At 65.5% G+C, this 12,343-nt stretch carries 13 protein-coding genes; all 13 read right to left on the reverse strand.

Going from position 1 to position 12,343, the window contains the following annotated elements; genetic code table 11:
- Window positions 1-498, reverse strand: a 498-nt coding sequence (locus QZY44_RS00485) for a hypothetical protein (RefSeq protein ID WP_295440683.1), incomplete at its 3' end; no start/stop codon positions are given.
- Window positions 499-633: 135 nt separating this feature from the next.
- Window positions 634-1,605: an adenosylcobinamide-phosphate synthase CbiB gene (gene cbiB, locus QZY44_RS00490; protein WP_295440687.1), complete on the reverse strand. Its 972-nt coding sequence runs from the start codon at window positions 1,603-1,605 to the stop codon at window positions 634-636.
- Between the two features lie 2 nt (window positions 1,606-1,607).
- Window positions 1,608-4,046, reverse strand: coding sequence for an EAL domain-containing protein (locus QZY44_RS00495; protein WP_295440689.1), 2,439 nt, complete (start codon window positions 4,044-4,046; stop codon window positions 1,608-1,610).
- A 5-nt stretch (window positions 4,047-4,051) separates the two neighbouring features.
- Window positions 4,052-5,122, reverse strand: coding sequence for a spermidine/putrescine ABC transporter substrate-binding protein (locus tag QZY44_RS00500; RefSeq protein ID WP_295440692.1), 1,071 nt, complete (start codon window positions 5,120-5,122; stop codon window positions 4,052-4,054).
- Window positions 5,123-5,251: 129 nt separating this feature from the next.
- The gene (locus QZY44_RS00505) at window positions 5,252-6,715 is read right to left on the reverse strand and encodes a cobyric acid synthase (RefSeq protein WP_295440695.1); all 1,464 of its coding nucleotides are present in this window, start codon (window positions 6,713-6,715) and stop codon (window positions 5,252-5,254) included.
- 71 nt (window positions 6,716-6,786) lie between these two features.
- Window positions 6,787-7,050, reverse strand: a complete 264-nt coding sequence (locus QZY44_RS00510; protein WP_295440698.1) for a DUF4351 domain-containing protein — start codon at window positions 7,048-7,050, stop codon at window positions 6,787-6,789.
- A 68-nt stretch (window positions 7,051-7,118) separates the two neighbouring features.
- Window positions 7,119-7,469: a hypothetical protein gene (locus tag QZY44_RS00515; protein WP_295440700.1), complete on the reverse strand. Its 351-nt coding sequence runs from the start codon at window positions 7,467-7,469 to the stop codon at window positions 7,119-7,121.
- Window positions 7,466-7,822 carry a hypothetical protein gene (locus QZY44_RS00520; RefSeq protein ID WP_295440703.1) on the reverse strand — a complete coding sequence of 119 codons (357 nt, stop codon included), beginning with the start codon at window positions 7,820-7,822 and terminating at the stop codon, window positions 7,466-7,468. The genes QZY44_RS00515 and QZY44_RS00520 overlap by 4 nt, the downstream gene beginning before the upstream one ends.
- Entirely contained in the window at window positions 7,819-8,109 is a 291-nt protein-coding gene (locus QZY44_RS00525; protein ID WP_295440706.1) for a DUF6516 family protein, read from the reverse strand. The genes QZY44_RS00520 and QZY44_RS00525 overlap by 4 nt, the downstream gene beginning before the upstream one ends.
- A 48-nt stretch (window positions 8,110-8,157) precedes the next feature.
- On the reverse strand, window positions 8,158-9,351 hold the full coding sequence (locus QZY44_RS00530) for a formylglycine-generating enzyme family protein (protein ID WP_295440709.1): 1,194 nt from the start codon (window positions 9,349-9,351) through the stop codon (window positions 8,158-8,160).
- A 189-nt stretch (window positions 9,352-9,540) separates the two neighbouring features.
- Window positions 9,541-10,545 (reverse strand): threonine-phosphate decarboxylase CobD, encoded by a 1,005-nt coding sequence (gene cobD / locus QZY44_RS00535; protein ID WP_295440712.1) that lies wholly within the window; start codon window positions 10,543-10,545, stop codon window positions 9,541-9,543.
- Complete coding sequence (gene bluB, locus QZY44_RS00540; RefSeq protein WP_295440714.1) at window positions 10,542-11,207, reverse strand: 5,6-dimethylbenzimidazole synthase; 666 nt, start codon at window positions 11,205-11,207, stop codon at window positions 10,542-10,544. Before bluB ends, cobD begins: the two co-directional genes overlap by 4 nt.
- 9 nt (window positions 11,208-11,216) lie before the next feature.
- Entirely contained in the window at window positions 11,217-12,269 is a 1,053-nt protein-coding gene (locus tag QZY44_RS00545) for an IS630 family transposase (RefSeq protein ID WP_295440718.1), read from the reverse strand.
- Between the last annotated feature and the right edge of the window lie 74 nt (window positions 12,270-12,343).

A 12,343-nucleotide genomic window follows, 5' to 3' on the forward strand; every position in this document is an offset into this window, starting at 1 on the left:
CGATCTAGGAGGGGAGTTCCTGTCGCGTTGTAAGTGTGTGATTGTGACAATGAGATGCGCCAAGTTTCTTTGATTAGTGGCTATTTCTTTATGAAAATGAGGGAAAAATGCAACATCACCATTTCCCTGGCTTGCCTGCCAGCCAGATACTGCATCTACGGCCTGTAGATTGCTATACGGATGAGAGTGAAATGTTCCAACGAGCTCAATATCTGGCCAATAGCTTTCAAGAAACTCCTTTTTCATGAGCAGCGACTCAAAATCTGGCTTTACCCAGGCGGTGTGTCTGGTTGCAGATGTCTCTATTGTTGCCATGGTCACAATGATCTTATTCGGTTGGTTCCCTTTTGCTTGAACTGAATAGCCCCATAGCAAGCCGAATGTTTCAAGTCTATTTGTACCTTTTCCCTTTTCGTTCTTATGCAGAAATTCATAAGCCTCTATCGCCGATGTAAAAATCTGCGGAACAACGTGGTCTTCGACAAAAATGTATCCCATGGAAATTTCTTGTCCTAACAGTGATGATACACAAAGAGCCTGCCCTGCGGGAGATTCTAGTCTCGGTTTTCTGGTAGACGCAAGGGGTTTATTGCATCGCTGCTGCGAGCACAGTTGCTTGGCCTAAAGGCTCGATCACCAAGGCATCAGCACCCGCAGCGGCGCAAGCGTGAGCCCCACGCCTAGTGCCAGCACACAGCACAGCAGGATCAGCCGCAACGCGCGCCGCAGGTCATTGCCATCCAAATCAGTCGGCCACTGCGGATCACCCAGATAATCACGCTCAACCCACTCCCCGTGATACCGCGCCGGTCCGGCCAACCGTATCCGCAGCGCCCCAGCGCAGGCCGCCTCACTCCAGCCCGAGTTGGGGCTCGGCAGGCAGGCGTGGTAACGCCGGGCGGCCTGGAAGGCAAGCCGCGGGTGCAGCCGCAGCAGGGCGGCGGCCAGTGCGATCAATGGCACCGAGGCGCGTGCGGGCAGCCAATGCACCAGGTCATCCGAGCGCGCTCCGGCCCAGCCGAAGCGCGCATAACGCGCGGTCTTGTAGCCGACCATTGAATCCAGGGTCGATACTGCCTTGACCACGATCAGCCCCGGCAGGCCAAACAGGCACAGTGCCCACAGTGGGGTGAGTACGCCATCGGTCAGATTCTCCGACAAGCTCTCGATGGTGGCGCGCACGATGCCGTCGCGCTCGAGCTGGTCCGTATCGCGGCCCACCAACATGCCGAGCCGTTGGCGTGCGCGCGGCAGGTCGTCCAGCACCTCCAGGACCCGCTGCCCATGCACCAGCAGGTCGCGCATACACAGCAGGCTATAGGCGATGAAGCAATCCCAGGCCAGGGCCAGCCAGGGATGCCACCGACCCAGTCCATACCCGATCCCCCACCAGGCCGCGAGCGCCCCGCCGACCACCAGCAGCCAGTGCAGCAGGCCCCCGCCGCGACCGTCAAGCCCAACGGCGAAGAGCAGACGCTCCCCGGCCAGACTCAAGGCACCCAGCAGTCGCACCGGATGGAGCCGATAGAGCGGATCGCCGATCAGCGCGTCCAGGGCGCAGGCGACGAGCACCAGTCCCAGGTGGGCGGCGAGTTCTTGTAGCATGGTCAATCCTGCGTCGGCGCCGCGTGCGCCGCCGCATCCAATAGTCGTCCCGCCACCGCCGCCGTGGCCGGGCGGGCGAACAGATAGCCCTGCCCCAAGTCGCAGCCCAGCGCGCGCAGGGCGTCCAACTGCGCCTGGCTCTCGATCCCCTCGGCGATGACCTCCAGGTGCAGGGCGTGGGCCAGGCCGATCATGGCCGTCACCAGGGTGGAATCCCGGTCCAGCGTGAGCAGTCGGGCGATGAATCCCTGGTCGATCTTAATGCAGTCCACCGCCAGGCGTTGCAGATAGGCCAGCGACGAATAGCCGGTGCCGAAGTCGTCGATGTGGATTGAGAGTCCCATGGCGCGCAGGGCCAGGAGCCGGCCGGTGTCGTGCAAGGTCTGCTCCATGAGGACCGACTCGGTGACCTCGATCTGGAGGTCTGCCGGCGACAATTGGTGTTCGGCCAGCAGGCTGCGCACGCGCCCTGCCAGGCACTCGCGTTGGATCTGTGCCCCGGAGACGTTGACCGCGACCGGTACTAGCGTGTACCCGGCGCGTCGCCAGTCGGCGAGTTGGCGGCAGGCCTCACCCAACACCCAATGCCCGATCTCGCAGATCAGCCCGGTCTCCTCCGCCAGGGGGACGAACTGCTCGGGCGGGACGGCGCCCAGGGTCTCACTGTGCCAGCGCAGCAGGGCCTCGAAACCGGCCAGGTGCCCGCTCTCCAGGTGGATGATGGGCTGATAGTGCAGGGTCAGCTCATGGCGGACCAGTGCCAGACGCAACTGGTTTTCCAGCTGCAGGCGGGCGGCTACCCGGCTGTCCAGATCGGCGGAGAAAAAGTGGAGTGCATTGCGGCCCCGGGCCTTGGCCCCATACATCGCCAAGTCCGCGCAGCGGATCAGGTCAGCGGCGTCAGCGGCGTCCTGGGGGTGCAGCGCGATGCCGATGCTGGCGGTGACGATGTATTGAGTATTGCCCAGATCGAATGGCTCGGCGGTCGCCGTGAGGATGCGTTGAGCGAGATCCGCGGCCTGTTCCGGGCCACTGAGCCGATCGGCCACGATGAGGAACTCGTCACCGCCGAAACGGCCAATATGGACCTCTGCAGTGGCGTGGGCGGCGATGCCTGCCAGTCGCCCTGCCAGGCTCAGCAACAGGGTGTCACCCGTTGCGTGGCCGAGTCCGTCATTGATCTGTTTGAAGTTGTCCAGATCCACGAAGAGTACCGCCAGGCGGCGTCCGTCACCCGCGTTGGCCGTGATGCGCTCGCTAAGCAGCTCGCTGATCAGCCGACGGTTGGGCAACCCGGTGAGTGGGTCATGGAAGGCGAGGCGCTCGATCTCCTCGCGATGCCCTGCCAGGCCCTTGCCCATGGCCCGCACCGCCGCCGCCAATGCGCCGATCTCATCGCGCGAGTCGATGGGGATGGGGGTGCGCAGCGCCCCGGCGCCGATGCGGCCAGCCGCGTCGCGCAGGAGCGCCAGTGGGCGCAGCACCAGGCGCCACAGGGTGGTACCCAGCACGGTGCTCAGCAGCAGGAGACCGAGCGCGGTCAGGGTCAGGGTGGTGAGGCCCAGTCGGTTAAGACGATCGGCCAGGGTGTGCTGCGGCAGGGCGGCCAGGGCGATGATCCCGGGGGGGATGAGTCTGACCTTGAACAGCCAGTGTCCCGGTTCCCAGGTCTGGGGATCGGCGTCTGCGCTATTTCCGGGGTTGGACAGGATCGGCTGCGACAGCAGTTCGGTCGGCAGACGCCGCCCGTTCCAGGTGTCGCTGGAGTCGAACAGCACGTCCCCGTCAGGCAGTGCCAGGATCAGGTGACCGGGAAAGCGCAGTGACCGGGCGCGTAACCGTGCATAGATCGGGTCGAGGCAGACGCGCAGTGCCAGATAGCCGCGCGTGCGCAGGCTGTCGTCCGGCCGGGTCAGAAAGCTGTCCGGCAGGGCGATACGGCGATACACCAGCAGTGCGCCGCCGTCGTTCGGGACCAGACGCAGGCTGACCGGTTGGGGGTCGGCACTGACGGTGGCGAACCCGGGGTCTGAACCACCGGATGGCTGTCGATCCGGCAGGCCGGGCGCCGCTACCCGGACCTCCCGGGTGCCGTCCGGACGCAGAAAGCGGATCTCCTGGAACTGCGGATAGGCGTCGCGGTACTGGTAGAAGAGCCGTAGCAGCGGTGCCTGCAAGAGGGTGGCGCGCTCCTGCTCATCGGCGCTGCGGGCAAAGCGCTCCACCGGGCCGGCGGCGGCGAACAGCGCACTGTTGGTGCGCGCCGTCTGCACCAGTTCGTTCAGCCCCGCGGTGACCGCCTCGAGGGTCCCATCCAGACCGTGCTCGGCGGCCTCCTGCAGGTCCTCGCGCAGGGCGTCATAGGACAGCCAGCCCAGCGCCAGGACCGGTCCAGCGACCAAGGGCACCAGCACCAGGGCGAGTTTCAACTGGAGGCGCACTGCCCTTAGTCCCCGTGCATCAACGCGGCGTAGGCCTGCTGCCTGGCCGCCGTGGCGGACGCCGGCAGCCGGGTGTAGGACTCGCAACGCCGCAGCGTGCCGGCATCGGGATAGATCACCGGGTCATGGCGCATCTGCGCCGGCAGCAGTCGCTCGGCGGCCAGATTGGCGGTCGCGTAGGCGAGGTCCTGCGCGTTGCGGGCGGCGACCTCGGGGCGATTGATGAAATCGAGGAAGGCGGTGGCGAGTGCCGGGTGCTGGGCGTGGGCCGCGATGGCCAGGAAGTCCAGCCACAGGGCGCCGCCCTCGCGCGGAATCACATAGACGACTTGGGCGTTGTGTCGGCGAAGCGCCGCGGCGTCGCCGTTATAGGTGACGGCGGCGGCCACCTGCCCGGTCAGCAGTTCGGAGTGGGCGTCGGTCGCCAGTGCGCCATAACGCAAGACCGCGGGCCGCTGCGCCTTCAAGAGGTCGGCGGCCGCCGCGATCTGGGTATCGTCGGTGCTGTTCATGGAGAACCCCAGTGCCTGGAGGGCGACCGCGAAGAGGTCGAAGTGGTCGGCGACCATCAGTATCCGGCCGCGCAGGGTTGGTGCCGGGCGCAACAGGTCCAGCCAGGAGTCCAGATCGCGGCCCACCAGGTCGCGCCGGTAGGCGATGCCCATGGTGCCCCATAGATAGGGCACCGCGAGGTCCCGACTCTCGGGGTAGGCGGTCGCCCAGCGTGGGTCGAGATAGCGTCGGTTGGGGACGGCGGCCGCCGGAAGTTCGCTCAACCAGCCCCGTTTGCGATAGGCTGCCAGGGTCGTGTTGTCGACCAGTAGTAGGTCGAAGCCGGCCCCGTCCGCCCCGGCCATGGCCTGGTCGCGGGCATCGTCGGTCTCGAAATAGACCTGGCGGACGCGGGCGCCGGACTCGGCCTCAAAGGCCTGGATCACCCTTGGAGAGAGATAGTCCTCCCAGTTGAAGATGACCAATTCCGGAGCCGCCGCGGCATCACCGGTCGCCGCGACTGGGGCCAGGCTCCCCGTCAGGGTGAGCAGCAGCGCGATGAAGGACAGGGCGGTCCTAGGCATGGTCTGAGGGGTCGGGATGGGCGGGTGCGTCAGTGTCCCGCGCCCGGCGCACCGGCGCAAGGCGCGGTGCGTGGTGTAGGAGCGGCCCCCGGCCGCGACGAAGCCGCGCGCGATCGTCCCAGCCGGGGCTCAAGCCGGTTGGCGCAAGAGCAGTCGCCCGAGCGCCCCGGTGTCCAGGTGTGCCTCCACCATATCGGCCAGGCGCTCGATGGCCGCCTCGCGCAGTGCCGCATAGTCGCTGGTTTGGGGGTGGTTGAGCCCCGCCCAGGCGAGCAGTGCATCGCAGGCGGCCGGTGACTCGAAGAGCCCGTGCAGATAGGTCCCAAGGACCTGATCGTCAGCACCGATGGCGCCGTCCGGACCCTCCGCCAGGTAGACCGCCGGCCGCCCCAGCGCGGGTCCGGTGCTGACGCCTGCGTGTATCTCATATCCCGTGACCGGGGCATCCCCCAAGGCGAGCCGGCCGCTGACGTTGGTCAGCCGTTTTTCTGACTCCAAGGTCGTCTCGAACTCCAACAGCCCGAGCCCTGCCGTGCTGCCGGGTGGACCCTCAAGGCCCAGCGGGTCATGGATCGCCCGCCCCAGCATCTGGAACCCGCCGCAGATGCCGATCAGCTTGCCGCCGTAGCGCAGGTGACGGTGGATGGCCTCCACCCAACCGCGCTCACGCAGCCAGTTGAGATCCGCCCCCACCGACTTGGAACCGGGCAGGATGATCAGGTCCGCCGCCGGGATCGGTTCGCCCGGGCCGATCTGCCGCAGGTCCACGCCCGGGTGCAGGCGCAGCGGGTCGAGATCCGTATGGTTACTGAAGCGCGGCAGCACGGGCACCACCATCCGCAGGCCGGCCCCGCTCTTGTCCCCCTGATCGCGGGCCACCGCGTCCTCGGCCTCCAGGTGCAGCCCCTTGAGATAGGGCAGTACCCCGAGCACCGGCTTGCCGGTGTGCTCGGTGAGCCAGTCCAGCCCCGATTGCAGCAGGCTGAGATCGCCGCGGAAGCGGTTGATGACAAAGCCCTGCACGCGCGCCCGCTCGCTGTCGGAGAGCAGGGCCAGAGTGCCGACCAGATGGGCGAAGACCCCGCCCCGGTCGATATCGGCGATCAGGATCACCGGGCAGTCCACGCCCTCGGCGAAGCCCATGTTGGCGATGTCCTGGGCGCGCAGGTTGATCTCCGCGGGCGAGCCGGCCCCCTCCACGACGATGGCGTCGTACTGGTCCGCCAGCCGTTCGTAGGACTGCACCACTGCATCCCAGGCGATGCGCTTATAGGCCTGGTAGCCGACGGCGTTCATGTTGCCGACCGCCTGGCCCTGGACGATCACCTGGGCGCCGATATCGGTGTTGGGCTTGAGCAGGACCGGGTTCATGTCGGTGTGGGGCGGCAGCCCGCACGCCTGCGCCTGCACCGCCTGGGCGCGGCCGATCTCCCCGCCGTCCACCGTCACCGCGCTGTTGAGCGCCATGTTCTGCGGCTTGAAGGGCGCCACCCGCACCCCTTGGCGCTTAAGCCAGCGGCAGAGCGCGGTCACCAGCAGGCTCTTGCCGGCGTCCGAGGTGGTGCCTTGGACCATGAGGGTTGGGGTTGTCATCTTGGACTCAGCAATCGGTTCGTAAACAAAGCGCTTCGCAAAGCGCTGCTTTTCATGATGACCGACCGCCGTCAGTGCGTGTCGAAAACCTCATGCTGACTGTTCGCGGTCAGTATCCGGGTGAGCCAGACCTCGATCTGATCCGGCCTGGCGGCCTGCACACGGGCCAAAAGGTCTGGTGTCGGCGGACCGAACTTGGCCTCCAGCAGTCGCAGCAGGGCCTTCGCCTCGCCTTCCTGTTGACCCTCTTGTCGGCCTTCCTGCCGGCCTTCCAGGCGCCCTTGTTGAATCCCTTCCTCGCGCGCAAAGCGCTCCCAACTTGTAACGTAGGACATCTTGGTTTGCTCCTCCAGTTCAGCCAGTTCTTGCCGCAGCGCCAGTTCGAGACCGCGCGGCAGGCGGATCAGCCAGTCGATCGCGCTAGCCGCTTGATTGCCTCGTCCCGGTTGTACCGATAACGATACAGCAGCGCAATGATCTCGCCCTTGCGCGCCTTGCGTTCGGGGTCGCTGGTGCGCCGGTGGGCCGCCAATTGGGCCAGGGCGACGACGGCGAAGGGGTTGTCTGCGGCGCGCCCGACCAGGTCCGCTTCATCCCAGTCCGGCAGCGCATGGACGCGAAAGCGGAAGCGCAGCCCGCAGCCGTCGCGTTCGCGGCGGTATTCCCCGGTCTCGCCGTTGGCGCGATCATTGGTCAGCAGTGCCAGGCTGATGGTCTCCACCCCGCCGAAGCGGTCGTAGATGCGATACTTCACGCCGCATCGCGGATGGCGGCATGGATCAGGACCTCATCGTATGGGGCGTTTAGGGTGCCCTTGCCGTCACGCTCCAAGAGCCCCAGATCGACCAAGGCCGTTACGTCGGCTTGCATGTCCCGGGCGTCACGGGCAAGGCGGTTTGCCAATTGCGCGACAGTGAGCCCCGGATGGGAGGCGATGCACCGCATTAGGTCCATACGCGCCGCCGTGATGGCGGTAAACAACTCAAGCAGACTGCCGAAGGTGACCCTGGGTGTGACGTCCTGCCCGGCCTCGGCGCGGTGCCAGGTCTCGGCAACTGCGCGCAGTGCCGCGGCCGGCTGCAATACGCTGATCTCGACTCGGTTCATTCCCACCTCCAGCCCGCCAAACGGGCGCAATCGTCTCGAAAATCGGCCAGCAATCGATCCACGGACAGGAAGCGATAGGGCTCCTGCGGATCGCCGTAATGGCGGTGGTCGCCCTTGCCGGTCTCGTTGTCATAGCGCACCAGACAGGTGCCGGCCAGACCGCAGTAGAGCCGGTACTTCAAACCGTGCGGCCGGTCGGCAGTCCGCTCCGCAAGCGCCCAGACCACCATCTCGACGCTCACGTCGCCTTGCCGATCGGTGAAACGGAAGAGTTGACGGGCCTTCATAAACAATTGATCCTCTCGTTCCCACGCTCCAGCGTGGGAGCCAGAAGACTACCGAACTCGGGCACAGCGGAAACCCAAGGCGGCATGGCGGGTGCCTGGTTTGTACGGGATGCGGGAATAGCAACACCAGGCGCGTGTGGGACTGAACCAGGAGCCGCCGCGGACCACGCGGAGCGCGCCGGCCGCATCTATTTCCTCCCACGCACTCCCATCCGCGGGGGCGCCTTGATAACCCGGATCTCGCTGGTCCTGGTCCTGAACCCATTCCAAGACATTCCCGTGCAGGTCATGGAGCCCCCATGGGTTTGGCCGCTTCTCGCCGACCGGGTGGGCCTTGCCGCCCGAGTTCTCGGCGAACCAGGCGTGGTCGCTCAGGGCCTTCTCATCATCGCCGCATGACCAGCGGGTCTCAGTCCCGGCGCGGCAGGCATATTCCCACTCAGCCTCACTCGGCAGCCGGTAGATCCGGCCAGTCTGTTCGGTCAGCCAGGAGCAATACGCCACCGCTTCATTCCAGGAGACATTCATCACCGGGCGCCGGCCGCGACCCCAGCCTTCGTCATTCGGCAGCTCATGTTGCTTATCTTCCTCCCGGCCAAAGATGCGGCTTCTCCATCCGTGCTTGGCTGCTGGTGGACGCTGGTTGGCGAGGACGAATCGGTCGTACTCCTCGAAGGTCACCGGGAAGCGCCCGATGGCGAATGGCTGCGCGATATGGACCTCGTGTTGCGGTCGCTCGCTGGCGTAGGCCGTGTCGTCTCCGCCCATGAGGAAGCGTCCAGCCGGGAGCCGGACCATCTCCGGTCCCTCACTGCCGTCCTTGAGTCGGTCGCGGAAGGTTGGCAAGGGAGCGGGCGGCGGGGGTGGCGGCTTGGACTTTTTGGCGGGCTTGGGTGGGGGCTCTGGTGCGGCGGCAGGCTCCGGCGCTGGCTGGGCAACAATCCCTAAGGCCAGTGCCCAAGTCTCCACCGCCCACTGCGCCGCCTCGGCGGTCAGGAACAGTTCCTTCGTCAGTCGCTGGCGCAATTGGTCGACCAAGAGCGGCGGCGGCAGACCGGCCGCGTTGGCGAGCAGTGCGGCCGGGACCCGCTGTTGCAGGGCGCTGATCAGTAGAGCGATTTCTGGCTGGTGGTGACCGCAGAGGTCACGCAGCATGGTCTCGCAACGGGGCGGGTCGTCGGACAGGGCGCGGCCGTGTTGGACGATGAGTTGACGCAGGGTATCGCGGACTGTGGGTTCCATGATCGGTGGCTCTGCAATCGTTCGGTTTGGAATGATCGTCGGCGGTCGTGTCAGGGCAATGATGGGCATAGTGTCGATTGTTGCGATGATCGAATCAACCGATGGCGTGCCACACCGAGGCGCCGGCGCACGTGGCGCGGAGCGCCAAACACAGGCGTAACACCGTTGGAGCGGTGTTACGAGGGTGTGTTACAGAGCGGCATCGAGCCTTGCCCATTCTGCCTCAGTCCTGGGCAGTCCGAAACGCACGGCCAGCGGTGAATCGAACAGGCGGGTAAGAATGCCGGCGCGGGCTAGCGCCTCGTGAATCTGGGGCGCCCGCTCGGTCGGGACCCACTGGAAGAGTGCGCAGCCGCCTAGGGGCGGCAGGCCGTGGCGGTGCAGCAGTTCGGCGAGGCGCTCACCATCGGCGGCGAGCCGCGCCCGGGTGGCGTCCTGCCAAGCGGTGTCGGCCAGGGCCTGGGTGGCGACCCAGCGTGAGGGCGCGGCGATGGTCCAGGGGCCGAGCAGGGCGGCCAGGGGGCGTGTGATCGTCGCATCGGCCAGGACGAAGCCGACGCGCGCGCCGGCCAGGCCGAAGAACTTGCCGATCGAGCGCAGCAGGATCAGTCCGGGCAGGGGGCTAAGGTCGGCGAGACTCTCCCCGGGCGTGGCGTCCATGAAGGCCTCGTCCACCAGCAGCCAGCCGCCGCGTGCCGCCAGTGTTTCTCGCCAACGCAACAGGTCGGCCCGCGGAAAACGCGCACCGGTCGGGTTGTTGGGGTGGATCAGGACCAGCACGTCCAAGTCCGGAACCGCGGTCTCGATCGCGTCCACCGACAGGGGTCGCACCTGGTGTCCGGCGCGGTTCCAGGCGTGTGCGTGCTCGCCGTAGCCGGGGGCGATGATGCCGACCCGGCCGGGCGGGCGCAGGCGGGGCAGGGTCTGGATCGCGGCCTGGGAGCCGGCGACCGGGAGCAGGGCGGGGGTGCCGTAATAGCGCGCCGCAGCTTGCTCCAGGCCGTCGTCGTCTTCCGGCAGGCGCGACCAGAGGTCTCGTTCAGGTGGTCTTGGGCAGGTCAAAGCCCAACCCTGGGGATTGATACCGGTCGATAAGTCGAGCCAGTCCGCCAGCGGGATGCGGTAGCGGGCGGCCGCCTGGCGCAGCCGCCCGCCGTGAGGCAAGAGCGCGTCCGGCGCTGGGTCGATCCTCATGCTGCCGGTACCGTCTGGCCCCAGGTGTTCTCAAAGACCAGGTTCGCCATGGGGCGGCGCTGGTCCCAACCCAGGGTTTCCAGCAGCGGCTCCTTGGGGAAGGCGTCGACGTGTCCCAGGCAGAGCACGGCCACGCTACGCGCCCCCGCGGGCAGCCCCAGCAGTTGGTCGAGCCGCTGCGGGTCATAGATGGACACCCAGCCCAGCCCCAACCCCTCGGCGCGTGCCGCGAGCCACAGGTTCTGGATGGCGCAGGCGACCGAGCAAAGGTCCATCTCGGGCATGGTGCGCCGGCCGACCACATAGGCCTCGCGCCCGTCGACCAGGGCCGCGATCAGCAATTCACCGCACTCCATGACGCCCTCCAGCTTCAGGCGCCGGACCAACTCGCCGCGCTCACCGCAGGCCTGTGCCGTCTGCTCCTGCTCCTCGCGGGTCAGGTCGTGGATGGCCTGGCGCAGCGCCTGGTCCTTGATGCGGATGAAGCGCCAGGGCTGCATATAGCCCACGCTCGGGGCGTGGTGGGCGGCGGCGAGCAGGCGCGCCAGGACCGCCTCGTCCACCGGGTCGGGGCGGAAGTGGCGCATGTCGCGCCGCTCGTAGATGGCGCGGTAGACCGCGGCGACTTCCGTTTCACTGAATGGATTGATTGATTGATTCATTGGTTATACCTAAGCGATAGCGATTTTCGGCTTTTTATTTCCGATAATCTGGAAATTCTCAGCCAGCAGCGTTCTCAGTGGCGGGGCAAACGCATCAAGTTCGCCGAAGAACTTCTTGCAGGCGTCTCGAAACTTTTCAAACGTGTCGTAATATTGATTGTAAAGCACTTGACGTTTGAAAAACTTCCAAAATCGCTCAATTAAATTAAGATTCGGACAATAGGGCGGAAGTAGCTCCAGTTGGATTCGCGATGTCGGCAGATACGCGGCAACCGCTTTCGACTTGTAATAACGGGCGTTATCGCAAATAACGACGATGGATGGGGCCGTCGGGTTCGCTTGCTCAAGCTGCTTAAACAAGGCGATCGTGGACGCGGCGTCGATAGTCTCATCGAATCGGACCTCTGCGCTCAGCGACTGAACATTGATCGCGCCGTTGATGTTAAGCCGCTGGCGGCCCGTGTTGCTCTGGATCGGGTGCTCCTTGCCGCGCTTGATCCAACCGCATCCGATTACCGGGTTATGTTGCGGATGGGTCGCATCCATGAAGTAGATCACGTCGCCATCAGCGCTGTTTTTATTGAGGTTTTCGTACTTCTCAACGAATGCCTCTTGAACCTCTGGGGCCGGGTGTTTGCCGGGTTCGAGTTTAGCTTTCTTGTAGACGTAGCCTAAGCGGTGCAGAACCGCGGTCATACCGCTGGGCGTGTAACGCACCCCCCAGCGCTTCTGCACATGCCGGGCGACGGCCTCGGCTGTCAGATACAGGTGACTTTGAAGATGATCGTCCAGCTCCAACAACTGCATGTCGTCGAGCAGGGCTTCACTACCGATATAGCTCATCCGTAGCAACCCATCAAGGCCGCCCTTCTTATAACGCTTGAAGGAGTCGCGAGCCGTGTCTGGGTCGATCAGCAAGGCATCGGCCACATCGGGCGCCGTGCGCCCCTTACCGAGCAAGATCACAGCGTTGATCCGATAGGCCTCGCGCACGTCCCGGGCGGCACGGTGGGCCGCACGCAGTTCGGCGAGTTCGTGTTGGTCGAGGCGGTAGTCCAGCATGAGGGCAGTTTAGCAAAAATCTCGGCAGGTTACCCGCCGCGACTAAACCGGGATCTCACATGAGAGACGTATAA

Origin of the sequence: uncultured Thiodictyon sp., from assembly GCA_903837595.1 — a bacterium.
GTDB lineage: Bacteria > Pseudomonadota > Gammaproteobacteria > Chromatiales > Chromatiaceae > Thiodictyon.